The sequence below is a fragment of the Limibacillus halophilus genome (assembly GCF_014191775.1).
GTDB classification, from domain to species: domain Bacteria; phylum Pseudomonadota; class Alphaproteobacteria; order Kiloniellales; family CECT-8803; genus Limibacillus; species Limibacillus halophilus.
The window spans coordinates 48,253-71,745 of the sequence record NZ_JACHXA010000001.1 but is presented as its reverse complement, the minus strand read 5'-3'; the positions used below and the strand labels follow the sequence as shown (position 1 = coordinate 71,745).

The window sequence follows — 23,493 nt, the reverse complement described above, 5'->3', positions numbered from 1 at the left end:
ATGCTGCACTGCAGTCTAAATAAACTCATTGAGATGTGGTGCCTTGGACCAAGGTGCCTTTCCCTGGCGCACCATAATGCCGGCGTTCGCCGGTGGTGTGCAATTAGTCGGGAAATCCTATTGCCTGCGGCCTTCGTGGTCGCTTCTGGCATGCTGTACAAGAGGGAAGAAAGACTGGGCAATGACGAGCAACAGTAAGCGACCGCTTTCCCCGCACCTACAGGTTTACCGCCCGCAATTGACCTCCATGCTGTCGATTGCCCATCGCCTGACCGGCGTGGCTTTGGCAGTGGGTACCTTGCTGCTGGTTTACTGGTTGGTCTCTGCCGCGAGTGGCCCGGAGAGCTATCACGCAGCACAGGATTTCATTGGCTCGTTCTTCGGACAGCTGCTGCTGTTCGGCTGGAGCGCGGCGCTTTTCTATCATCTATGCAATGGCATTCGCCATCTGGTCTGGGATGCGGGCTACGGCTATGAGCTCGACGTGGCTTACCTGAGCGGCAAGATCGTGCTCGGTGCGACGGCGGTTCTAACGCTGCTGGCCTGGGTTCTCGGCTATTCGATCGGAGGTTGATACTATGAGCTTGCGCACGCCGCTCGCCCGGGTTCGCGGTCTGGGATCCGCTAAGGACGGCACTGGCCATTGGTGGAGCCAGCGCCTGACGGCGATCGCCTTGGTCCCCTTGTGTCTCTGGTTTGTCGTGTCGGTCATCTCGATGGTTGGCGCGGACTACGGAACCTTCCTGCATTGGCTTTCGTCCCCTTTGTCCGGGGGTCTGATGATCCTGTTGATCATTGCGACCTTTTATCACGCCGCCCTGGGTTTGCAGGTCGTGATTGAGGATTACGTCCACCAGGAAGGCATCAAGATCGCCAGCATCATCGCCGTGAAGTTCGCCTGTATCGTACTGGGTCTGGCGGCCACGCTCTCTGTTCTCAAGATTATGGTTTAAGGGGCCAACAATGGCTGAAGCGAAGGGCAACAAGACCTCAACGGCATCCACCGGCGGAAAGGCCTACGAGATCGTCGATCATACCTACGACGTCGTGGTCGTCGGCGCTGGTGGCGCGGGGCTGCGCGCAACGCTGGGGTTGGCGGAAGCAGGGCTGAAAACGGCCTGTATCACGAAGGTTTTCCCGACCAGAAGCCACACTGTGGCGGCACAGGGCGGCATCTCCGCGGCGCTGGGAAACATGGGCGAGGATGACTGGCGCTGGCACATGTACGATACCGTCAAGGGATCGGATTGGCTGGGCGATCAGGACTGCATCGAATACATGACCCGGGAAGCCATTCCGGCCATCATCGAACTGGAGCACTACGGCGTTCCCTTCAGTCGGACCGACGCGGGCAAGATTTATCAGCGCCCCTTCGGTGGCATGACCACAGAATACGGCAAGGGTACGGCGCAGCGCACCTGCGCCGCCGCCGACCGGACCGGGCATGCCATCTTGCATACGCTTTATCAGCAGTCTTTGCGGCGGAACGCCGAGTTCTTCATCGAGTACTTCGCCCTCGATCTCATGATGGAGGACGGCGAGTGCAGGGGTGTGGTTGCCTGGAATCTGGATGACGGCAAGATTCACCGCTTCCGCTCCAAGATGACCATCATGGCAACAGGCGGTTATGGCCGCGTCTACTTCTCCTGCACCGGCGCGCATACCCAGACCGGCGACGGCAATGCCATGGCCGCTCGCGCGGGCCTGCCCTTGCAGGATATGGAGTTCGTGCAGTTCCACCCGACCGGCATCTATGGTGCGGGCTGTTTGATTACCGAAGGCTCGCGCGGCGAAGGCGGTTATCTCACCAACTCGGAAGGTGAGCGTTTCATGGAGCGCTATGCCCCCTCCGCCAAGGACTTGGCGAGCCGCGATGTCGTCAGCCGCTCCATGACCATGGAAATCCGCGAAGGTCGTGGTGTCGGCGCGAACAAGGATCATATCCATTTGCATCTTGAGCATCTCGATCCCGAGACGCTGCACCAGCGTCTACCGGGTATTTCCGAGACGGCGAAGATTTTCGCCGGCGTCGATGTGACCCGTGAGCCAATCCCGGTACTCCCGACCTGTCACTACAACATGGGCGGTATCCCGACCAACCTGCACGGTGAAGTGCTGGCGGGCGATCCCAAGGACGAGAACCGGACCGTCCCGGGCCTGATGGCCGTAGGCGAGGCCGGTTGCGTCTCGGTGCATGGCGCCAACCGCCTCGGGTCGAATTCGCTGCTTGACCTGGTTGTCTTCGGGCGTGCAGCCGCGCTGCGCTGCGCGGACATACTGAAGCCCGGGGAAAGCCAAAAGCCCCTACCCGCAGATGCGGACGAGCGGGCGCTGGAGCGTCTGGACCGCCTTCGCCACGCCAAAGGCGGCCAGGCAACGTCCGCGTTGCGCGCCAAGATGCAGCGCGCCATGCAGGATCACGCGGCGGTCTTCCGAACCGGCGAAGTGCTGGAGGAAGGCGTCAAGAAGCTTGAGGCCGTCTGGCAGGAGAGTGGTGATGTGGCGGTCAGCGACCGCTCGCTCATTTGGAACTCCGATCTGGTGGAGACCTTGGAGTACGACAATCTGATGTACCAGGCGATGACCACCATGACCACGGCGGCGCGCCGGGAGGAAAGCCGCGGCGCGCATGCCCGCGAGGATTTCCCGGATCGGGACGATGAAAAGTGGATGAAGCACTCGCTGGTGTGGTGCGACGACGAGGGTAAGGTCACCTTCGGCGACCGCCGCGTCAACCTGCAGCCCATGACCAACGAAGTGCAGTCCTTCCCGCCTAAAGCGCGGGTTTACTGAGCGCTGGACCGGTAAAGACGAGACAAGAGAGGCAAGGAAGATATGGCCGAATTTGCGCTGCCAAAGAACGCCCGCGTTCAAGAAGGCAAGACCTGGGGTAATGCTGCTGGCGCCAAAAAACCCAAGACCTTCAAGGTCTACCGTTGGGACCCCGATGACGGGCAGAACCCGCGCGTCGACAGCTACACGGTGGATATGGCCGACTGCGGGCCGATGGTTCTGGATGCGCTGATCAAGATTAAAAACGAGATCGATCCGACGCTGACCTTTCGCCGGTCCTGCCGCGAGGGCGTTTGCGGTTCCTGCGCTATGAACATCGATGGCACCAACACGTTGGCCTGCACCAAGTTCGTCGAGGAAGTGAAGGAAGACGTGAAGGTCTATCCCTTGCCGCACATGCCGGTGGTCAAGGACCTGGTGCCCGATCTCAATCAGGTATACGCCCAGTACACCTCGATCGAACCCTGGTTGAAAAGCACGACGCCAGCACCGGAGCGCGAGCGTCTCCAAACCCCGGGCGAGCGCGCCAAGCTGGATGGCCTGTGGGAATGCATCCTGTGTTTCTGCTGCTCCACCTCCTGCCCCAGCTACTGGTGGAACGGTGATCGCTATCTGGGTCCGGCTGTGTTGCTGCAGGCCTATCGCTGGATCGCCGACAGCCGCGACGAGTTCACCGGGGAGCGTCTGGATCAGCTTGAGGACCCCTTCCGCCTCTATCGCTGCCACACGATCATGAACTGCACCAAGACCTGCCCCAAGAGCCTCAACCCCGCCAAAGCCATCGGCGAGATCAAAAAGCTGATGGTGGAACGCCGGGTCTGAAGGTTCGAGGCATGTTTTGCTGTTGCGTAACGGTGCTCTTTAGCCCTAAATGATTGGTACAGGTCGGATCGCTGAACGATCCGGCTGTGTCATAAGAAGTCGGTGCCTTCCTGGAAGCAGCAACCGACCGGTGACAGTGGGGGCCAGGACGTTCCGGAAAAATGGACGTTCGTTTGGGCTTTGCGCTGATGGGTTTCGGGCGTTTCTTGCCTGTTTCCTTGGCCGGCGAGCTATCGGTATCCGTCCCGGTGTAATCCGGACAGAAGACCGCTTCCTTGAAACACCGACCTAATAGGTCGCAGTTCATCACTGAACTGCTTCGTCCCGGGCCGGTCGACTCTCCCTCTCCCTCTCCCACAGACCGGCCCGGGGCACTTCCACCGGCCAGCCGCCTTCCTTCCTTGGTATCTTGCAACCCCGCCATGTTGGACTCAGGGGTGGTTTGGGCTTGAGATCGTGGCCCGTGGCTGGGAAGCTTCGGGCAGGCGTTTCGATAAGTTAAAAGCGAGAGGGATGGTCGCGATGGCAGATAAACCTTGTCTTCTGGTGACCGGTGGTGGTCGCGGTATCGGCGCTTCCGTCGCACGGCTTGCCGCCAACCGTGGTTACGCCGTGGCCATCAACTACAGTCGCTCGGCCGCCGAGGCCGAGGCACTGGCCAAGGAGATACAAGCAGCCGGTGGCAGAGCCGTGGCCCTGCCCGGCGATGTCGCGGACGCAACCCAGGTGGAAGCGCTTTTTGACGGGGCGGAATCTGTATTGGGCCCGGTTCGCTATCTGGTGAACAATGCGGGCCTGACGGGCCGCGCCAGCCGTCTTGACGAGGCCGAAACCGCTACAATGGAACGCGTCGTCGCGGTCAATGTCATGGGTGTGATCAACTGCGCGTGCAGCTTCGTGCGCCGCGCCTCTACCCGCCATGGCGGTGCGGGTGGCGCTATCGTCAATATCTCCTCCAGTGCCGCGACCCTGGGCTCTCCGAACGAGTACACCTGGTACGCCGCGACCAAGGGTGCGGTCGACTCCTTTACCCAGGGTCTTGCCAAGGAATTGGGCGATGACGGTATCCGCGTGAACGCGGTCGCGCCGGGTCTGACAGATACCGAAATTCACGAGCGCGAGTCCGGCGTCATAGGCCGCGTGGCGAAGATCGCGCCCATGATTCCCCTGGCCCGTCCCGGCAGTCCCGACGAGATCGCCGAGCCGGTCTTGTGGCTGCTCTCGGACGCAGCTTCTTACGTTACAGGCGCTATCTTGAGGGTGGCGGGGGGACGTTAAGCGGCGCGGTTCGCCAGGATAGGTTTGCCAACGCTCCGCGCAGTGCTTGGGCTAGGTCGAGCCGTTCTTCGGCAGTCAGGAACGCCCCGATTGTAAGGCTGCGGCCGTGAGATCGCAGCAGGAGCGGGCTGTCCGGTTCGGGAGGGTCGTCGATCTCGACTTTTAGCCATGCGGGTTGAAACCTCCATTCCCACGCCTGTCCGCTGGGCCCCACGCGCTGCACGTGAAGCTGTTGCGGCGTCAAGGATAACCGCTCGAACATCCGGGCACTGCGGTAGTTGGCGCGAAAGGCCAGATAAACCAACAACACGTCGAGGCCCAGGAATCCGACTACCGGCCAGGCGCCCACGAGGAAAAAGAAAAACCCCGCCGCCCCGCTGAGGCAGCAGATCGCTGTCATCAGCAACAGGAAACCGAGCGGGCTGAGGCTGCGGTGCGGCTCCAGCAAAGCGTCGAAAACGACTGCTTCATTTCCTTCGGGCAAAGGGTTGCTCTGTGTCATAAGAGGAGAATAAAGCCGAGAGGCGAACGGTGCCAAGAGAGAGGCTGCAAAGGGCCCAAGACTCACAAGGGAAATAAGATTCATGAAGAAAGCCGATGTTGTCACCTTTTTTGATCGTTTGGCGGCCTCGATGCCGGAACCGAAGAGCGAGCTGGAATATACCTCACCCTTCACCTTGCTGGTCGCGGTCGTACTTTCGGCCCAGGCGACCGACGCGGGCGTCAACCGGGCAACGCAGAAGCTCTTTCCCGTCGCCGACACGCCGGAAAAAATCCTGGCGCTGGGCGAGGAGGGCTTGAAGGACTATGTCAAAACCATCGGACTCTTTAATTCCAAGGCCAAGAACATCATTGCCTTGTGCCGTATCCTTATAGAGGAACACGGCGGCGCGGTCCCTGCGGACAGGGAAACCCTGGAAAGCTTGCCGGGGGTTGGCCGCAAGACCGCCAATGTCGTGCTCAATGTGGCTTTCGGCCAGCCGACCATGGCCGTGGATACGCACATTTTCCGTATCTCGAACCGCACTGGGCTGGCACCTGGAAAGACGCCGCTGGCGGTTGAGTTGAAGCTGCTGAAAGCCGTGCCGGAGGATCGCATGCTGCATGCGCATCACTGGTTGATCCTGCACGGCCGCTATGTTTGCAAGGCGCGCAAACCCGAATGCCCGCGCTGCGTCGTCAATGATCTTTGCAGCTTCAAACAGAAAACCAGCGAACAGGACTTTGTCAGCAAGCCGCCCAAGGCGAGTCGGCGTAAGTCCTGATCGGCCGGCGTTAGTCGGCGTTGGCGGTCAGGTGCCGGGAGGGGTCTGAAAGTTCCGCCAAGCAGGCGCCGGTTTCCAGAGGGCTGGCGTCATCGTCGCTGCGCGCTTCCACATGCACGAGCCGCTGGGTTTTATCCGGCGCATTGGCATAGAGGAATAGATCTAGCACGCATCCGCGAGCGTGATACTGCCATATCATGGCATCGGCCTCGCGTCGGATCACGGTCGGCCGTCCCAGAAGCGCATCAAGGCCGTTAGCATCGAGCCCGGCTAGATCCGACGGTGTCGCTGCGGGCTTATTTGGCGCTGGAGCCGGGGACTGCGCTGGCAGGGAGGCGCTGGGCGCAAGCGCAGTCTGTTGGCAAGCACTCACGGTCAAGGCAAGCAAAAGAAGCGATGCGAGGCGGGCGGTCGGCAGGTGCATGGGGGTCAGGAGTCCAGTTCGTTCTTGTCGCTCTTGCCGGTCAGGCGGCCGCCGCGTTCGATCTCAAGTTCAGTATACTTCGTGTCGCCCTCGACAAGGCCACCTCGCTTGACGCTTAAGCAGCCGCGAACTGTAAGCTCGCCGATAAAGGAACCGCTGATTTCGGCATTTTCAACCGTGGCCGTACCCTTGACTAAGCCGCCTGCCGCAATCTTCAACCACTTGCAGTCCGTCAGCTTGACCTCGACCTCGCCTTCGACAAACAGGCTCTCGCAGTTGCGAATCTCGCCGGTTAGGCTGATGCCCTTGCCAACGGACAGGCGCTGACCCTCGCCTTCGCTGGAATCCCTGGTGCCGGGAATGCTGGGCGCTGGAGCGACCGGCGCAACTGGTGGCGGCGATGGTTCCGCGGTGCGCGGCGCGCTCGTTGCATAGCGCTCCGTGGGGTCGTAACGCTCAGTGGGACCGGCGAATTCCTGGCGACTTGGCGGCGTGAGTGGCAACTCGCCGGTTGTACGGCGCAGCGGTCTCGTCTCCTCACGTTCCGTCCCGGCCGGGCGTGGGCCCCGTGGGATTGTATCCCTTGTCCGCGGATCGCTGGGGTTGTTTCCGCCGTCTTTGTTTTTCTTCCCGAACATCCCCTGAAACTCCCTTATGAACCACCGGACTGCCGGCTTGCGAACGGTCGCCGCCCTCAGGCCTTTGATGCGTTCTGAAAGAGGTGAACCATGAAGGCCGTGGCCACGACGGGCGCTATCAGATTAACCAGCGGAATGGTTAGGAGGAAGGTTATTAACGCACCTGCTACCAGATAACGCCCCTTCCTGGCTTTCCAAGCCGGTTTCAATTCGCTGCGCGCCAAGCGTCGGACCGCAACCAGCTCGAAGTACTCCCGACCCAGCAGATAGCCGTTGAGCAGGTAGAACAGCAGTAGGTTGAGGCCAGGTATGAAGAGGAAAATCAGATAAAACGGCAACGCCAGCAAGTTGAGCGCAACCGTCGCGCCGACCAGGCGTAGGGCGTCCAGCAGCATTTCAGCCAAGCGCTGCGGACGCGCTGGCGGCAAGCCGGGATAATGCCTGTCCTCGACGGCGTCGGCTACCTGATCCAGGTAAAGCGGAATCAGAATTCCGACCACACCTGGAAAGACCAGGAGCGAGACAATCAGCAGTGCGCCGACAGAGGCGGCGGCAGCCAGCCACTCGACCGAGCGCAGGAGGAATCCCTCCCAGCCCAGCGACTGAAGCCAGGCGGCCAGTGAATCGCCACCCCATGACAGCAGGAAGCCGAAGCCGATCCACAGCAGAACGAAGACGCCGAGCGCCAAGAGAATGCTCCACCAGACCACTTTGCGGACGCGCGGGTCGGAGAGCTGGGCGAAGGATTTGGCAAGGCTTGAGAACATGAGCAGGGGTTTAGCGCGACCCGAGGCCTCGGGGCAAGGCTCTCGCGCATCCCTTCATGATGGCGTTGGACCGAATGCCGTACCGTTGAAGGCCGGATTCAGCCTTCGCCATTGCTCCTCGGGCGGTCAGGCGGTAAAGCTGCGCGCGCAAAGCAGAATTGCGCGAAAGGAAACGACCTCATGACCCAACAGCCTTATGACGTGGTTGGTATCGGCAATGCTATTGTCGATGTCCTGTCACCTGCAGATGACGCCTTCTTGCAGCAAGAGGCATTGGAGAAGGGGGTCATGACCCTGATCGACGCACAGCGTGCCGAGAGCCTGTACAATGCGATGGGACCGGGCCGCGAGGTCTCCGGAGGGTCCGTCGCCAACACGATGGTCGGTTTGGCCCAGTTGGGGAGCCGCGCCGCCTTCATTGGAAAGGTGCGAAACGATCAACTCGGCGGCATCTTTCGTCATGACATTCGCGCGTCCGGCGTTGCATTCGAAACCCCGGCTGCGATGATCGGCGAGCCGACGGCGCGTTGCTTGATTCTGGTAACGCCGGATGCCCAGCGGACCATGAACACCTTTTTGGGGGCATCCGTGCAGATAGCGCCGGAGGATGTTGATACCACCACGATTGCGGCGTCGAAGATCACCTATCTAGAGGGGTATCTTTGGGACGCGCCACCAGCGAAGGCAGCGTTCCTGCGCGCCGCCGAAACCGCTCATGATGCCGGCGGTGAGGTTGCGCTCAGCCTTTCGGACCCTTTCTGCGTGGACCGTCATCGCGAGTCCTTTCTGGACCTCGTGGCGGGGCATGTTGATCTATTGTTCGCCAATGAGCAGGAGATTCTCTCGCTCTATCAGGTGACCACCTTCGACGAGGCGCTGGAAAAGGTGCGCGGGCACTGCAAGGTTGCTGCGCTGACCCGCAGCGAGAAGGGCTCGATCATACTTTCTGGCGATGATATGCAGGTAATTGATGCAGAACCGGTACAAAAGGTGGTAGACACCACCGGCGCCGGAGACCTTTACGCTGCAGGTTTCCTCCATGGCTATGCTCAGGGGCTCGATTTGGCGACCTGCGGCCGTCTGGGCGCGATAGCAGCGGCGGAGATAATTTCCCACTACGGCGCGCGGCCGGAGACCAGCTTGAAAGAGCTGGCGAAGACGCGCCTCGGCATTAACTGAGCCACGGACTCTAAAAACCATGAGCGGACGCATCCGCAATCTGGCGATCATCGCCCACGTTGACCATGGAAAGACCACGTTGGTCGATTCAATGCTCCGCCAGTCGGGCACCTTTCGTGAGAATCAGCATATGGCTGAACGCGCGATGGACAGCAACGATCTGGAGCGCGAGCGTGGCATCACCATCCTTGCAAAATGTACCTCGGTTGAGTGGAAGGGCGAGCGTATAAACATCGTCGATACGCCCGGTCACGCCGATTTCGGCGGTGAGGTCGAGCGTATTCTTTCGATGGTCGATGGTGTTTTGCTGCTGGTCGATGCCGCTGAGGGTCCGATGCCGCAAACCAAGTTCGTGACCATGAAGGCCCTGCGCCGCGGATTGCAGCCCATCGTGGTCGTCAACAAGATTGACAAATCCGATGCGCGTCCCTTCTGGGTGCAGGATGCGGTCTTCGATCTCTTTAGCGCGCTGGATGCCGATGAGGAGCAGCTGGACTTTCCCACGCTCTTTGCCTCTGGTCGTGATGGCTGGGCGGTCGATGACCTGGAAAATGATCCGCGCGAGAATCTGGCGCCGCTTTTCGACGCCATTGCCCGGCGCGTGCCTTTGGCCGAGGGCGACCAAACGAAGCCTTTCAAGCTTCTGGCGACGACCTTGGAGTATGATCCCTATCTGGGGCGCATTCTGACCGGACGCATCGCCGAGGGCGTGGCGCGGGTAAACATGCCGCTGCATGCCATGACCCGTGACGGCAAGGTGATCGAGCAATCTCGCCTGACCAAGCTGTTGGCGTTCCGTGGCCTAAGGCGTGAGGCGGTCGAGGAAGCGCGCGCAGGTGATATCGTGGCCATCGCCGGATTGGAGAAACCGACCGTAGCCGATACCCTTGCCGATCCAAGCGTGACAGAGGCCATTCCCTCGCAGCCCATTGATCCGCCAACGCTGGCAATGACCTTCTCGATCAACGATTCCCCCTATGCGGGACGCGAGGGGGACAAGGTGACGTCGCGTATGATTCGCGCCCGCTTGCTGCGGGAAGCGGAGGGCAACGTCGCGATCCGTGTCACCGAAACCGGTGAAAAGGATTCCTTCGAGGTCGCCGGACGTGGCGAGTTGCAACTGGGGGTTCTGATCGAAACCATGCGCCGGGAGGGCTACGAACTCTCCATCAGCCGTCCGCGCGTGCTGTTCCGGAACGATCCGCAGACCGGTGACAGACAGGAGCCTTACGAAGAGGTTCAGGTAGACGTGGACGAAGAGTACAGCGGCGTCGTCGTGGACAAGATCAGCCAGCGCAAGGGCGAGTTGCTGGAAATGAAGCCCTCGGGCGGCGGTAAGCTGCGCCTGGCCTTCCAAGTCCCCGCGCGTGGCCTGATCGGATATCACGGCGAGTTCCTGACCGATACCAGGGGTACCGGCATCATGGCCCGCGTCTTTTCGCACTACGGGCCGTACAAGGGCCAGATCGCGGGGCGCCGGGTCGGCGTTTTGATCTCCAACGGCCAGGGATCGTCCGTAGCCTATGCGCTATGGAATCTGGAAGAACGGGGCCAGTTGTTCGTCGGTGCCGGTGAGCCGGTTTACGGCGGCATGATCATCGGCGAGCACAGCCGCGGGAACGATCTTGAGGTCAACCCCCTGAAGGCGAAGAAGTTGACCAACGTGCGTGCCTCCGGCAAGGATGACAACGTGCTGCTGACGCCGCCACGGCGCATGAGCCTGGAGCAAGCGCTCAGTTACGTGGAGGAAGACGAACTGGTCGAGGTGACACCAAAATCGATCCGGCTGCGCAAACGCTACCTTGACCCGCATGAGCGTAAGAAGGAAAGCCGCCTGAAAGATGCCGTCTGACGCCAGCAACAGCAATGGACGGTCCGATCGTCGCTCTTGGAGCGAAGCTGTCACCGTCTATCGCCACCCTCGGGTGCTGGCGATGCTGTTTCTGGGGTTCTCCGCCGGCCTTCCCTTTCTGCTGGTCTTCTCGACGCTCTCTGCCTGGCTGACGGAAGCGGGCATTAACCGCGCCGACATCGGTTACCTTTCCTGGCTGGGCATCACTTATTCGATCAAGGTCTTCTGGGCGCCGGTCGTCGACAATCTCAAGCTGCCGGGATTAACCCGTCTGCTCGGCAGGCGGCGTTCCTGGATGCTGGTGGCGCAGGCCGGTATCGCCGCAGGCCTGTTTGGCCTGGCCACGAGTGATCCGGCAATGTCGTTGGCTCCCGTGATTGCTTTCGGGTTCCTGGTGGCCTTTTCCTCGGCAACGCAGGACGTCGCCATCGACGCCTATCGCATCGAGGCGGTCAAGAAGGACCTTCAGGGCGCGATGGCCGCGACCTATCAGCTGGGCTATCGGTTCGGGCTGCTGGCCGCCGGGGCGGGCGCCCTGTACATGGCGGATTTTTTCACCTGGTTTGCCGCTTACACGACCATGGCGCTGCTGGTAGGGGTTGGCATCGTCACTGTCCTGATAATTCATGAGCCGGAAATCAATAAGGATCGTTTGGAAGTCCTGAAGCTGCCCGAAGTGGAGGCTTTCCTCGGTGGCCGGCCAGCGCAAGGCGGTCTTGCCGTGGCGGCCTGGCTCTATGGCGCAGCGGTCTGTCCCTTCGTGGATTTCTTCCGCCGCAACGGGCGCATGGCCTTGGTGATTTTGATGTTGGTCGCATTCTACCGCATCTCCGACATCACCATGGGCGTCATGGCCAATCCTTTCTACATCGATCTTGGGTTCACGAAATCCCAGATTGCCAGTGTCAGCAAGCTCTATGGCCTTGTCATGAGTCTGGCCGGCGCTTTTGTTGGCGGTGTTCTCGTCGTGCGCTTCGGACTCCTGCGCCCTTTGTTCCTGGGGGCCTTGCTGGTGGCTGTCACGAATCTGCTGTTCGCCACACTCGCCAGTCTCGGCCCCGACCTCGGTTTCCTGGTGGTGACCATCAGCGCCGACAATTTGGCCGGCGGACTGGCCGGCTCGGTATTCATCGCCTACCTCTCCAGCCTCACGAGCTCCAGTTATACAGCGACGCAGTACGCGCTCTTTTCATCGCTGATGACTCTGCCGGGCAAGTTCATCGGCGGGTTCTCAGGCGAGGTCGTGGAAGCGCTGGGTTACCACTCATTCTTTCTTTATGCCGCGGTGCTGGGTATTCCGGCGATGCTTTTGGTCATTTGGGTTGGGCGCCTTGAGGTGTTGAGGTCGGCGCGCTTGGAAAGCACAGCCGAATCAGCGTGAGACCGGAGATAAAGGCGCCCAGCAGATAGCTCTGCCAGACGCCGAACCCGGCAGACCAGACGACGAGCAGGCAAAATCCAAGACCGGTTGCAAGCTGTACACCTTGCGGGTTCATCCAGGACAGCAGCTTGACCCAAGCCAGGGAGAATCCTGTGTAGATCACCAGCATGCCCAGAATGCCAACCTCCATTAGAATCTGCAGGGTGAAGTTGTGTGGATGGAGAATATGGGCCGGTGGGTTGCCCCCGGTACCGGCTTCCAGGATAAAGCGCGACATCCGGAAGCCGTGCCCGAACCAGGGTTCTTCCAGGAACACCCGGAATGCCTGCAACCAGATCATTTGGCGGTCGCCCGCGTTCACTCTGGCAAGTAGCTCGGAAAGCGCCCCAGCGTTTCGATCTCCTTCGACGACGGGGCCGCCCTGTGATTGGAAGTAAATCGCCGCAAGAATAATGATGCTACTGGCCGCCAGCGCGGCCATGGGCACGATCCATTCAGGGCGTCGGAAATGCGCCGCAACAGGCAAAACGAAGGCAGTGAGCGCAAAAGCCAGAGGTCCGACCACGTGCTCGCCGCTCAAGAAAATCAGCGCGATCAACCATAGAACCAACCATGACTTCCGTAGGTCGGCTCCCAAGCAAGCCGCCAGAATCCACAAGAGCGGAAAGGCCGTGGCTAGCAGCTTGTTGACGTCCGATAGCAGGGGCACGGCGTTGGGTTGGAAGAGGCTGTCGAAGGCCGCCCCCGCCAGGGTGACGACGGCAACGATCAGAACCAAGGGTAGTAGCCATGCCGCTCCGGCAAGGCGCGTTGTCCAGGTGGCCAGGATGTGACGCGAGAAATGCGGCGAAACCGCGAGGCTTCCGACCAATAGGAGAATCAGTAATTTGCCGGCCGCAAGCAGGCTGAAGCCGGGGTCGTTTGACCAGAAACTCGAAAGGAACATGTAAGCGAGGGGAAGACCCAAAGCGATCCAAAGCTGCTTCACGCCGGAGCCGGCAATGCTGGAGCGGGAGGGCTCTTGCGCATTGAGAAAGAGCAGAACCAGCGCCAACGAAAGGAATGCCAAGGTAAACACCTTGGACGCAAAGAGAGACGTGAGCAGCGTGGCGGTAACAATCAGGCAAAGGAACGGCGCACTGTCGGCCGTTCCGGGCAGGCGCACTGCGCCAGAACTGTTGCTCATCGTCTCGCTACTTGTCATGCCAGACTCGCTTTCATCAACTCCTGTACGGCTTCTGCGGCCGCGATGGTCTTCTGTTTTAGGCGGCGCTGTAGCGCTTGGGAAGGGCATCCGCCGCGAGTCCCCTTGGTTTTGGCCTGGGAAACTCAATATGTTGCACTGCAGCATAGAAAGAGTACTATGAAGCTATCCGGTTCGATATTTCACCCAAGAGGTCACAAGATGCGTGTCTTGAGTCTCGGGCATTTGTCGATGACTTACTTCAGAAACGCACTGCGGGCGGGCAAGCTTGGGCGCTCCATTTATTGGTCTTCTTCCGACCCGATCGCAACAAGGGATGCGGCCAAGGAGTCTCCAAAGGCGCGACCGGCGCGTTACCCGAAAGAATTGGCCCGGATCATAAGAACGAACGCCGGAGATGTCCTCGTTTTAAGGCCGATCAGAGCGAACGATCAGGGCGCCTTGCGGGAAGCCTTCACACATCTGACACCGGAAGATGTTCGCATGCGGTTCTTTGGCCCTATGAAGGAATTGAAGCAGCCTCTCGCAGCGCAGTTGGCGCAGGTAGATTATGATCGGGAAATGGCGTTTGTGGCCGTTCGGAAGACCCTCTTCAAACAGGAGATTTGGGGAGTGGTCAGAGCCATAATCAACCAAAACGGCGACGCAGGTGGTCGCAACGCGGAGTTTGCCATCGTGGTCCGCTCCGACAAGAAGGGAAGCGGATTGGGGCACGAACTGATGGCCCGAATCGAGGAGTACTGCCGGTCCCGTCAAGTGTCTGAGATAACGGGGCAAATTCTGGCAGAAAATCGGCCGATGCTGCACCTCGTGAAGGATTTGGGCTATCAAACTGCGACCACCAGCGACGAGCCAGGCATCGTGTTGGTGCGCAAGTGCATTGATAGCAAGCCGCCTGAAGCGACGAATTTCTAGCAATCCTAGGCCAGCCTCCAATGCGTAGAGTAAATTACGGCTTGGTGATCCTCTCGAGGTTTTGTCTGGCAGACTGCGCGGCCGCGCTTTGTGGGGCGACCTGAATCAATCTTTCCCAGTCCGCCTTGGCACCGGTTTCATCCCCGGTCAAACGCCGCAGAATACCTCGCTCCAGCAAGCCTTCGGGTAGGTCCGGCGCCAGCACCAAGGCCCGGTTGGCATCGTCCAAGGCAAGCTCTGGGGTTTCCAAGAACCGATAGGTGGTGGCGCGGTAGACAAGAATGTCGGGTCGGTTGGGTGCCAGATCGCTGGCTTTGTTGAGATCGTCCAAAGCCGCCCAGAAGTCCCTTGTCAGGGCATGGCTGAAGCTGCGATCGATCAACAACTCCACATTGTCGGGATCAAGCGTTAGCCCTTTGGACTGGGCCGCCAGAGCCGCTTTGCTGTCGCCGGCCATGGTCCAGGCCTGTCCCGCTTGTCCGTAAGCACCAATCCGGAGTTCAGGGCGCATGCCGGTCATGGCATCGGCCATGGCGGTCAAGCGGCTGGCCCCCTCCTCGAGCCTGCCCATGTTCAGTAAGGCGACGCTCGCACAGTGCTCGGCCGGCAAGCCGCCGCCCTCCTTGCCCCATGCATTGGCTTCGTTCAACGCCAACTCCGGCGTACCGAACGCCATCTTCATGCAGATGTCGTAGCGCTCGGCGCCGCCAGTGGGTACGCCGTCGCCTTGCCCGGTCGTTTGCGCCCAAAGAGGAACAACGACGGCGAACATTCCAGCGACGGCCACGGCAAGGAAGGCTGAGGACCTGCGGAAGCGGCGAAAGGGGGAGGTGTGTGTCATGGCCGCCATTACGCCGTCACAGCCCGGGCCAGTGCAAGGGGCTTTTCCTGCTTGCTTGACGGCATCCCAGCAGCCACCCTTAGCGGATGGAGAACGCTGTTTCACGCAACGGCAACGAACGCCGCCTGTTTGTTTTCGGACTGGGCTATGTCGCCCAACGTCTGGCCACGCGTTTGCTCCCCGAGGGCTGGAAGGTGGCGGGGACGACTCGAAGTGCCGAGAAGGCGGCCGCCATGAAGGCACAGGGCATACAGGCTTTTCTGTTTGATCGCGGCCATCATCTGGCCGACCCGAAATTGGCCCTTCGTGGAACGACGCATCTCCTGATTACGCTTCCCCCAGATGCCGAGGGCGATCCGGCTCTCGATCATGAAGATGAGCATATAGCCGATCTTCAGAATTTGGCATGGGTGGGGCTCCTCTCCACGACAGGAGTCTACGGCGATCATCAGGGTGGGTGGGTTGATGAAACCACGCCGCTCAATCCCAGCGGTCCGCGTGGTCTTCGCCGGGTCAAGCAGGAACAGGGTTGGCAAAAGCTTGCCGCGCGCGCCGCATTGCCGCTGCATATCTTTCGGCTGGCGGGCATCTATGGACCAGGGCGCAATGCGCTCGAGGAAGTGGCAAGAGGCACGGCCCGTCGTATCGACAAACCGGGTCAGGTGTTCAGCCGCATACACCTGGATGATATCGTCGGCGCATTGCGGGCTTCCATCGCCAAGCCGGAACCAGGCGCGATTTACAATCTTGCCGACGACCTGCCGGCTTCGGCCGAAGAGGTAACGGATTATGCCTGCGGCCTGCTGGGGCGGCCTTCGCTGCCGTTGATTCCCTTCGAGGAAGCGGCCAAGACCATGACCCCTATGGCGCTGTCCTTCTACGCGGACAGCCGCCGGGTCTCGAACGCAAAGCTCAAGAACGAACTGCGTTACCGCCTACGATACCCGAACTATCAGGTTGGCCTAAAAGCGCTCAAGTAAACGCTCCAATGTCATCGCCAGGCGATCCAGGTCGGCTGGTTCCGACAGGCGGTGATCGCCACCCTTGACGAGTGTCACCTCGACATCGCTGCTTTCCAGCGCGGCGCAGAGTTTGAGGGCGTGCTCCCAGGGCACGTCCCGGTCTTCCAGCCCTTGCAGAATGCGCACCGGGCAAGAGAGGGGGATCGGGTCGCGAAGCAAAAGGTTCTGGCGGCCATCCTCGATCAGTTTCCGGGTAATGACGTACGGCTCGTCGCTATAGTCGGACGGCTCCCGATAGGCACCCGTCTCCATAATTTGGGTGCGCACTTCCGCCGTGAATCCGGCCCACATCAGGTCTTCGGTGAAGTCGGGTGCGGGGGCGATGCCGACGAGCGCCGCGACACGCTCAGGCATGGCCAGCGCAGCCAGCAACATGATCCATCCCCCCATCGACGAACCCACCAGAATTTGCGGGCCCTGGGTCAACGCGGCGATGGCAGCCTTGGCGTCCTCGGCCCAAAGGCCGATCGAGCCGTCCTCGAACCTGCCGCTGGAAGCACCGTGTCCTTGATAATCGAAGCGCAGAAAGGCTTGTCCCCGATCGCGTGCAAAGGCTTCCAGGGCGAGGGCCTTGGTGCCGGTCATATCCGATGCGAAACCACCCAGGAAAACGATTCCAGGGCCCTTCCCCTGCAAGCGATGATAGGCGATCCTGGCATCGTTGGGACACGCCAGATAGCTGACTTGATTGCTTGCCGGGTTGCTCGATTGCGTCATGCTGTCACCTTCTTCGATCTAGGTCCTTTCGCGGAAGACAAAAACAAGGCATAAGCTCGGCCCTATCATGTCTGAATCGAAGAGTAACATCTCCGCGCCTGCTCCTGTCGAGGGGCGCCCGCCCGTCGTGCTGCAGGTCCTGCCGGCATTGGTCGCCGGCGGCGTTGAGCGCGGCGCCGTCGATATCGCGGGCGCACTGGTGCAGGCGGGCTGCGTTTCGCTCGTTGCCTCGGAGGGCGGGCCGATGGCCTACGAGCTGCAGCGGGTTCAGGCTGAACACGTTACCCTTCCGCTGGGAACCAAGAATCCTGTCGGCATGTGGCGCAACGTAAAACGGCTGCGCCAGCTCATTCGCGCGCGCAACGTCGATATCATCCATGCCCGCAGCCGCGCGCCGGCCTGGTCGGCTTACTATGCGGCCCGCGCGGAAGGCATTCACTTCATGACGACCTTCCATGGCGCCTATGGCCATGGTTCGGAGATCAAGCGCACCTACAACTCCATCATGGCCCGGGGCGAACGGGTTATCGCGCCGTCGCGTTATATTGCCGACCATCTGGCCTCTGTTTACGGGGTCGGGCCCGATCGCTTGCGCTGCATACCGCGCGGCGTGGACACACGGATATTCGCACCGGAAGCTGTCTCCGCTGAACGGGTGATTCAACTGGCCGAACAATGGCGTTTGCCAGAGACCCTGCCGTTGGTGCTGTTGGCCGGGCGCTTTACCCGGGGTAAGGGGCAGACTGACCTGATCCACGCGTTGGCCCGTATGAAGGATATGGAGTTTGCCTGTGTGATCGCCGGTGCCGACCAGGGCGGCAGCCGTTTTCGTACGGAACTTGAGAAACTAATAGCGTCGGTTGGTTTGGGCGACCGCGTGTGGCTCGTCGATCACTGCAATGACATGGCGGCGGCCTACATGCTGGCCAATGTCGTGGTTTCGGCTTCCAGCCATCCCGAATCCTTCGGCCGGACGATCGGCGAGGCGCAGGCCATGGGCCGGCCGGTGGTGGCAACCGACCACGGCGGGGCTCCCGAGCAGATTCTGGCGGGCGTGACCGGCAAGCTGGTCAAGCCGGGCGACCAGGAGGCTCTGGCTGAAGGTATCCGCTGGGCGCTTGGTCTCAGTCACCATATGCGTGAGCAGATCGCGGCGGCGGCCATTACAAACATTCGCGGGCATTTCACCAAAGAGCAGATGTGCAACGCGACTCTGGCGGTATACGGGGAACTGCTCGGGTGATTTCGCTTGGCCGGTATCTTGACAGGTCCTCTATTGTTCATAAAGTCTGCCCCAGCCCGGGGTGCAACACAGATAGCCCTTTGGGGCGGTCTCGGGGCCGGCATCATTGACGATCTTCTCGCGGTGATCGTTCCAACCCCGCAACGCAAATACTGGAGTTAACAGCGCCATGTCATCGGCAGAGGTCAAGATCACACTTCCGGACGGTTCCGCCCGCAGCTACCAGCGCCCGGCGACCGGGCGGACAGTGGCGGAATCCATTGGCCCTCGCCTTGCCAAGGATGCTCTTGTCGTCAAGGTGAATGGCGCATTGTGGGATCTTGACCGCGAGCTGGAGTGCGACGCGGCGTTGGAGATCGTGACGCGCAGTCACCCGGATGCGCTTGAGGTGCTGCGACACGACTGTGCACATGTTCTGGCCCAGGCTGCGCAAGAGCTCTATCCGGAAACGCAGATTACCTTCGGACCCGCCACGGATGACGGCTTCTACTACGATTTTGCCCGGAAGGAGCCCTTCACCCCAGAGGATCTGGAGCGCATCGAGGAACGCATGCACGAGATCGTCGAGCGGGACATCCCGATCAAGCGCGAAGTTTGGGACCGCGCGGCCGCGATCGCACACTTCAACGAGATTGGCGAGAAGTACAAGGCCGAACATATCGCGACCCTGGCCGAGGATGCGGTGATCACCATCTATCGCCAGGGTGACTGGCTCGACCTTTGCCTGGGGCCGCATTTGGCCTCGACAAAGCAGCTTGGCCACGCGTTCAAGCTTTTGCGGTTGTCCGGCGCTTACTGGCGCGGCGACGCCAAGAACGAGCAGTTGCAGCGTGTTTACGGCACCTGCTGGGAAAGCGAGAAGCAGCTCAAGGCCTACTTGCTTCGGCTGGAGGAGGCCGCCAAGCGCGACCATCGCCGCGTGGGTCGTGAGATGGACCTTTTCCATCAGCAGGAAGAAGCCGTTGGTAGTGTCTTCTGGCATCCCAAGGGGTGGACTCTCTACCGTACCGTCGAACGCTACATGAGCAGCCGTTTGGAAGCCGCGGGTTATCAGGAAGTCAAAACGCCGCAGCTCATTGACCGCGCGCTTTGGGAGGCTTCGGGCCACTGGGAGAAGTTCCGCGAGCATATGTTCATTGCCGAGTCAGAGGACCGGACGCTAGCGGTCAAGCCGATGAACTGTCCCGGCCACGTGCAGATTTTCCGCCAGGGCGTAAAATCCTACCGCGACCTGCCGCTGCGCATGGCCGAATTTGGCGCCTGCCACCGCAACGAGCCGTCGGGCGCGCTTCATGGATTGATGCGGGTTCGCGCCTTCACTCAGGACGATGCCCATATATTCTGCACCGAAGAGCAGATCGTCAGCGAGACCAAGATTTTCTGTGATCTGTTGCAGACGGTTTACCGCGATCTGGGGTTTGCGGAGGTGAAGGTGAAGTTCTCCGACCGGCCCGAGGTGCGCGCCGGATCGGATGCGACCTGGGATAAAGCCGAGCAGGCACTGATAGAAGCAACCGAAGCGGCGGGGCTCGCCTACACCTTGAACCCCGGCGAGGGCGCGTTCTATGGGCCGAAGCTGGAGTTCGTCCTGACGGACGCTATCGGCCGTGACTGGCAGTGCGGTACGTTGCAGGTGGACTTTGTGCTGCCCGAGCGCCTGGATGCCAGCTATATCGGACAGGACGGCGAGCGGCACCGTCCCGTTATGTTGCACCGTGCGATTCTCGGGTCCTTCGAGCGGTTCCTGGCAATTTTGATTGAGCAGTACGCTGGCAGGTTCCCGCTTTGGCTGGCGCCGGTGCAAGTGGTTGTCGCAACCATCGTGAATGATGCCGATGCTTACGCGGAAAAGGCCAGTGCAGCGCTGAAAGCTGCCGGTTTGCGTGTTGAAACCGATCTGCGGAACGAGAAGATTAACTACAAGGTTCGTGAACTCAGCCATCGCAAAATTCCGGTGATTGCGGTCGTCGGCCAGCGCGAGGCGGAAGAGGGCACGGTAGCTTTGCGGCGGCTGGGCGGCAAAGAACAAGAGATTCTTGCGCTTGAGGACGCTATAGTTAGACTAAAGGAAGAAGCGGCTCCTCCTGCATGATGCGGAGGACGTGCTGCTTGTGCGTTGCAGACAGGTGTTCTGCAGGCAATTTGCTTTAACGAAGACAGGAGATTATCCATAGCCAGACCACCAATGAACGCCGCGCCCACCCGTGAGGGTCCGCGCGTGAACGACATGATCAACGTTCGCAAGGTGCGTATCATTGACGCCGAAGGTGAAAACCGCGGCGTCGTTACCATTGAAGAAGCTTTAGACCTGGCCGCAGAGTCGGGGCTCGATCTCGTGGAAATTTCCCCGAACGTCGATCCACCGGTCTGCAAGGTCATGGACTATGGCAAGTTCAAGTACGAAGCGCAGAAGAAAAAGAACGAAGCCAAGAAGAAGCAGAAAATCATCGAGATCAAAGAGATCAAGATGCGCCCGAACATCGATCAACATGATTACGATGTGAAAATGCGGGCAATCAACCGGTTCCTGGAAGACGGCGACAAGGTGAAGGTTACTTTGCGCTTCCGCGGTCGCGAAATGGCGCACCAGGATCTCGGCCTGCAGCTTCTCGACAAGGTGCGCAACGATCTTGAAGAAGTGGCCAAAGTCGAGCAGTTACCCAAGCTCGAAGGACGCCAGATGATCATGGTGGTGGCGCCGCGCTAGTGGATTAGCTTGGATCGCCGCGAGAAATGAAAGGGACGGCCGCCGGGCCGTCCTTTTTGTTCGGGCCTGGGGCTAAGGCTATCACCCGTCGATCACTGGGTGGGCCGCTCTTGCCAAGGTGGTGGCTAGACGTTATAACCCGGCTCTCCAAAGCAACGGCGGGCTTGAAAAAGGGCATGCCCGGTCGTTTTGCTGTTGGTTCATCAAACGCTCTAAATCTAAAGAGGATGACAAAATGCCCAAGATGAAGACAAACAGCAGCGCCAAAAAGCGCTTCCGTTTGACCGCGACCGGTAAGGTTCGCATGAACGTCGCCTTCAAGCGGCACAATCTTCGCAAGCGTTCGCAGAAAATGAAGCGCCATGCGCGCGGGACGACCATCATGGCCGAGACCGACGCAAAATTCGTGCGCAAGCATTTCCTGCCGAACGGCTAAGCAAGCCAAACAGCTAAGCAAGAAGGAGTGTCGTAATGGCTCGTGTCAAGAGAGGCGTTACCGCCCGCGCCAGTCACAGTAAGGTCCTGAAGGCAGCCAAGGGCTACCGGGGCCGCAATTCAACCGTTTATCGCGTCGCGAAGGAAAAGGTCGAGAAAGGCCTGCAGTATGCCTATCGCGATCGCCGCGTCCGCAAGCGCAATTTCCGCGCCTTGTGGATTCAGCGCATCAATGCCGGTGTGCGTGAGCATGGCATCACCTACTCGCAGTTCATTGACGGCATGAACAAGGCCGGCATCGAACTTGATCGTAAGGTTCTGTCGGACCTCGCGATCCGCGAGCCGGAGGCCTTCAAGGCTCTGGTCGATCAGGCCCAGGCCGCCCGCGCCGCTGCTCAGAAGTAATCGCTGACTGCGGGCTCTGCCGGAACCTTCCCGCCCGGGGTGCGTTCCGGCTGGCCTGCGGTGGCGTTTCACGGAAAGCGAGCGATCATGACCGTTTCAACGATCAGCCGAAAGCTGCTGTTCGCCGGGATTTTGTTTCTGGCGGCCTGCGGCGGTTATTCGAGCGATATCGATGCGGTCAAGCGTGCCCAGAGCCTGACCGGACAAACCAACGAGGAACTGGTCAAGGAGATCGCAGGCGCACGCGGAACCTTCGATTGGTCCGCCCGCGATTATGTCGCAGGCAAGGACGAGATTATTCTGGTCGAAGCGCGGATTGAGAAGACCGATAACAAGGGCAGCGATCATGTGATCCAGCTGCAGTGGATACACAATCGCCAGACGGGCAAGATTGCGTCCGAGGATGTCATTGTCGATGGTCGGGCCCGCGGTATTCTGCAGGGTGCGCTTGATCTCATGCTTTTGGAGCTGGAGTGACGGTTTGAAGGCTTGCTGATCGGAACGGCGAAGTGGTTGACGAAGGAACTGGGATGAGTGAGCTGGAAAAGCTGAGGGCCGAACTAGGTAAGCGTATCGAAGGCGCTGGCGATCTTCAGTCGCTCGAGCAACTGCGGATTGAGGCCTTGGGTAAGAAGGGCCTCATAACCCAGCAGATGAAAAGCCTGGGCCAACTGGACGCGGAAGAACGTCGTCTGCGCGGCCAACAGCTCAACGCCCTGAAAGACGAGATCGCAGAGGCCCTGGAGGGTCGAAAGGGTGCGCTGGAAGGGGCGGAGCTGGATGCCCGCCTGCAGGCAGAGCGCATCGATGTAACCCTCCCGGCGCGACCGGCCGAACTGGGACGCCTTCACCCGATCAGCCGCACTGTCGATGAACTGGTCGCGATCTTCGGCGAGATGGGGTTCTCGGTGGCGAACGGTCCCCACATCGAGGATGATTTCCACAATTTCACCGCCTTGAACATTCCCGAAGAACATCCGGCCCGGCAGGAGCACGATACCTTTTATCTGCCCGAGCGTGAGGACGGTTCGCGGCTGGTGCTGCGGACCCACACCTCTCCGGTGCAGATTCGCACCATGCAGAAAACCACGCCGCCGCTGCGCATCATCGCACCCGGGCGCACCTTCCGATCGGATTCCGACGCCACCCACAGTCCGATGTTTCATCAGATCGAAGGCTTGGTGATCGACGAGAAGACCCACATGGGTCATCTGAAAGGAACGTTGATCGATTTCTGCAGGGCGTTCTTCGACGTGGACGATTTGCCGGTACGTTTCCGGCCCAGCTACTTCCCCTTCACCGAACCCAGCGCCGAGGTCGATATCGGCTGCTCCCGCGAGGGTGGTCAGTTAAAGATAGGTGCGGGTAAGGATTGGCTGGAGATCCTGGGAAGCGGGATGGTGCACCCAAAGGTTCTGGAACACTGCGGCATTGACCCACGCAAGTATCAGGGCTTTGCCTTCGGCATGGGAATCGAGCGGATCGCCATGTTGAAGTATGGCATCCCGGATCTAAGAACCTTCTACGACAGCGATCTGCGTTGGCTGCGGCACTACGGCTTTCTACCGCTTGAGACGCCGTCCATGGTAAGGGGGCTCTGAGCGC

At 60.3% G+C, this 23,493-nt stretch carries 25 protein-coding genes; 18 read left to right on the top strand and 7 right to left on the bottom strand.

The features are described from left to right. Positions 1 to 181: 181 nt before the first annotated feature. The 5 genes from sdhC (at position 182) to FHR98_RS00330 (ending at position 4,893) form a co-directional block, all read left to right on the top strand. Positions 182 to 574: a succinate dehydrogenase, cytochrome b556 subunit gene (sdhC, locus tag FHR98_RS00350; RefSeq protein ID WP_183414624.1), complete on the top strand. Its 393-nt coding sequence runs from the start codon at positions 182 to 184 to the stop codon at positions 572 to 574. Positions 575 to 578: 4 nt separating this feature from the next. Then, entirely contained in the window at positions 579 to 953 is a 375-nt protein-coding gene (gene sdhD / locus FHR98_RS00345) for a succinate dehydrogenase, hydrophobic membrane anchor protein (protein ID WP_183414623.1), read from the top strand. A 10-nt stretch (positions 954 to 963) separates the two neighbouring features. Then, a complete protein-coding gene (gene sdhA, locus FHR98_RS00340) occupies positions 964 to 2,793 on the top strand; it encodes a succinate dehydrogenase flavoprotein subunit (protein WP_183414622.1) in 1,830 nt (609 codons plus the stop codon). A gap of 42 nt (positions 2,794 to 2,835) precedes the next feature. Then, the gene (locus FHR98_RS00335; protein WP_183414621.1) at positions 2,836 to 3,615 is read left to right on the top strand and encodes a succinate dehydrogenase iron-sulfur subunit; all 780 of its coding nucleotides are present in this window, start codon (positions 2,836 to 2,838) and stop codon (positions 3,613 to 3,615) included. A 522-nt stretch (positions 3,616 to 4,137) separates the two neighbouring features. Beyond that, the gene (locus tag FHR98_RS00330; RefSeq protein ID WP_221205654.1) at positions 4,138 to 4,893 is read left to right on the top strand and encodes an SDR family oxidoreductase; all 756 of its coding nucleotides are present in this window, start codon (positions 4,138 to 4,140) and stop codon (positions 4,891 to 4,893) included. On the opposite strand, the gene FHR98_RS00325 is transcribed toward FHR98_RS00330, so the two are convergent. Further along, the gene (locus tag FHR98_RS00325; RefSeq protein ID WP_183414619.1) at positions 4,865 to 5,395 is read right to left on the bottom strand and encodes a DUF2244 domain-containing protein; all 531 of its coding nucleotides are present in this window, start codon (positions 5,393 to 5,395) and stop codon (positions 4,865 to 4,867) included. The genes FHR98_RS00330 and FHR98_RS00325 overlap by 29 nt on opposite strands. Positions 5,396 to 5,477: 82 nt before the next feature. Between FHR98_RS00325 and nth the strand changes: the two genes are divergently transcribed. Further along, positions 5,478 to 6,158 (top strand): endonuclease III, encoded by a 681-nt coding sequence (gene nth, locus FHR98_RS00320; RefSeq protein WP_183414618.1) that lies wholly within the window; start codon positions 5,478 to 5,480, stop codon positions 6,156 to 6,158. A gap of 10 nt (positions 6,159 to 6,168) precedes the next feature. Here the strand turns inward: nth and FHR98_RS00315 are convergent, their stop codons facing one another. Genes FHR98_RS00315 through FHR98_RS00305 form a run of 3 tightly spaced genes read right to left on the bottom strand, consistent with a single transcriptional unit; the run spans position 6,169 to position 7,987 of the window. After that, on the bottom strand, positions 6,169 to 6,582 hold the full coding sequence (locus tag FHR98_RS00315; protein ID WP_183414617.1) for a hypothetical protein: 414 nt from the start codon (positions 6,580 to 6,582) through the stop codon (positions 6,169 to 6,171). Between the two features lie 5 nt (positions 6,583 to 6,587). Further along, positions 6,588 to 7,220: a bactofilin family protein gene (locus FHR98_RS00310; protein WP_183414616.1), complete on the bottom strand. Its 633-nt coding sequence runs from the start codon at positions 7,218 to 7,220 to the stop codon at positions 6,588 to 6,590. 56 nt (positions 7,221 to 7,276) lie between these two features. After that, positions 7,277 to 7,987 (bottom strand): EI24 domain-containing protein, encoded by a 711-nt coding sequence (locus tag FHR98_RS00305; RefSeq protein ID WP_183414615.1) that lies wholly within the window; start codon positions 7,985 to 7,987, stop codon positions 7,277 to 7,279. Between the two features lie 180 nt (positions 7,988 to 8,167). On the opposite strand from FHR98_RS00305, the gene FHR98_RS00300 reads away from it, so the two are divergent. From FHR98_RS00300 to FHR98_RS00290, 3 genes are read left to right on the top strand one after another with little or no spacing between them, the layout of a single operon-like run. Beyond that, positions 8,168 to 9,166 carry an adenosine kinase gene (locus tag FHR98_RS00300; RefSeq protein WP_183414614.1) on the top strand — a complete coding sequence of 333 codons (999 nt, stop codon included), beginning with the start codon at positions 8,168 to 8,170 and terminating at the stop codon, positions 9,164 to 9,166. Between the two features lie 19 nt (positions 9,167 to 9,185). Further along, entirely contained in the window at positions 9,186 to 11,018 is a 1,833-nt protein-coding gene (typA, locus tag FHR98_RS00295) for a translational GTPase TypA (protein WP_183414613.1), read from the top strand. Next, the gene (locus tag FHR98_RS00290; protein ID WP_183414612.1) at positions 11,008 to 12,399 is read left to right on the top strand and encodes an AmpG family muropeptide MFS transporter; all 1,392 of its coding nucleotides are present in this window, start codon (positions 11,008 to 11,010) and stop codon (positions 12,397 to 12,399) included. Before typA ends, FHR98_RS00290 begins: the two co-directional genes overlap by 11 nt. Here the strand turns inward: FHR98_RS00290 and FHR98_RS00285 are convergent. Continuing rightward, on the bottom strand, positions 12,332 to 13,585 hold the full coding sequence (locus tag FHR98_RS00285) for an O-antigen ligase family protein (protein ID WP_221205653.1): 1,254 nt from the start codon (positions 13,583 to 13,585) through the stop codon (positions 12,332 to 12,334). The two genes, FHR98_RS00290 and FHR98_RS00285, sit on opposite strands and share 68 nt — an antisense overlap. 219 nt (positions 13,586 to 13,804) lie before the next feature. Here FHR98_RS00285 and FHR98_RS00280 point away from each other — a divergent pair, with 219 nt between their 5' ends. Further along, entirely contained in the window at positions 13,805 to 14,518 is a 714-nt protein-coding gene (locus FHR98_RS00280) for a GNAT family N-acetyltransferase (RefSeq protein ID WP_183414610.1), read from the top strand. A 34-nt stretch (positions 14,519 to 14,552) separates the two neighbouring features. Here the strand turns inward: FHR98_RS00280 and FHR98_RS00275 are convergent, their stop codons facing one another. After that, entirely contained in the window at positions 14,553 to 15,359 is an 807-nt protein-coding gene (locus tag FHR98_RS00275; protein WP_183414609.1) for a tetratricopeptide repeat protein, read from the bottom strand. 86 nt (positions 15,360 to 15,445) lie between these two features. Here FHR98_RS00275 and FHR98_RS00270 point away from each other — a divergent pair, with 86 nt between their 5' ends. After that, positions 15,446 to 16,339, top strand: a complete 894-nt coding sequence (locus tag FHR98_RS00270; protein WP_183414608.1) for an SDR family oxidoreductase — start codon at positions 15,446 to 15,448, stop codon at positions 16,337 to 16,339. On the opposite strand, the gene FHR98_RS00265 is transcribed toward FHR98_RS00270, so the two are convergent. Next, positions 16,322 to 17,098, bottom strand: a complete 777-nt coding sequence (locus tag FHR98_RS00265; protein WP_183414607.1) for an alpha/beta hydrolase — start codon at positions 17,096 to 17,098, stop codon at positions 16,322 to 16,324. The genes FHR98_RS00270 and FHR98_RS00265 overlap by 18 nt on opposite strands. A 67-nt stretch (positions 17,099 to 17,165) precedes the next feature. On the opposite strand from FHR98_RS00265, the gene FHR98_RS00260 reads away from it, so the two are divergent. The 7 genes from FHR98_RS00260 (at position 17,166) to pheS (ending at position 23,489) form a co-directional block, all read left to right on the top strand. Next, entirely contained in the window at positions 17,166 to 18,341 is a 1,176-nt protein-coding gene (locus FHR98_RS00260; RefSeq protein WP_183414606.1) for a glycosyltransferase family 4 protein, read from the top strand. Positions 18,342 to 18,510: 169 nt separating this feature from the next. Continuing rightward, positions 18,511 to 20,433: a threonine--tRNA ligase gene (thrS, locus tag FHR98_RS00255; RefSeq protein ID WP_183414605.1), complete on the top strand. Its 1,923-nt coding sequence runs from the start codon at positions 18,511 to 18,513 to the stop codon at positions 20,431 to 20,433. Between the two features lie 93 nt (positions 20,434 to 20,526). Beyond that, a complete protein-coding gene (gene infC, locus FHR98_RS00250) occupies positions 20,527 to 21,048 on the top strand; it encodes a translation initiation factor IF-3 (protein WP_183414604.1) in 522 nt (173 codons plus the stop codon). A gap of 235 nt (positions 21,049 to 21,283) precedes the next feature. Beyond that, entirely contained in the window at positions 21,284 to 21,484 is a 201-nt protein-coding gene (gene rpmI / locus FHR98_RS00245) for a 50S ribosomal protein L35 (protein ID WP_183414603.1), read from the top strand. A gap of 35 nt (positions 21,485 to 21,519) precedes the next feature. Next, complete coding sequence (gene rplT / locus FHR98_RS00240; protein WP_183414602.1) at positions 21,520 to 21,888, top strand: 50S ribosomal protein L20; 369 nt, start codon at positions 21,520 to 21,522, stop codon at positions 21,886 to 21,888. Positions 21,889 to 21,975: 87 nt separating this feature from the next. Next, positions 21,976 to 22,365, top strand: a complete 390-nt coding sequence (locus FHR98_RS00235) for a hypothetical protein (RefSeq protein ID WP_183414601.1) — start codon at positions 21,976 to 21,978, stop codon at positions 22,363 to 22,365. A gap of 53 nt (positions 22,366 to 22,418) precedes the next feature. Beyond that, positions 22,419 to 23,489: a phenylalanine--tRNA ligase subunit alpha gene (gene pheS, locus FHR98_RS00230; protein ID WP_183414600.1), complete on the top strand. Its 1,071-nt coding sequence runs from the start codon at positions 22,419 to 22,421 to the stop codon at positions 23,487 to 23,489. Positions 23,490 to 23,493 lie beyond the last annotated feature (4 nt).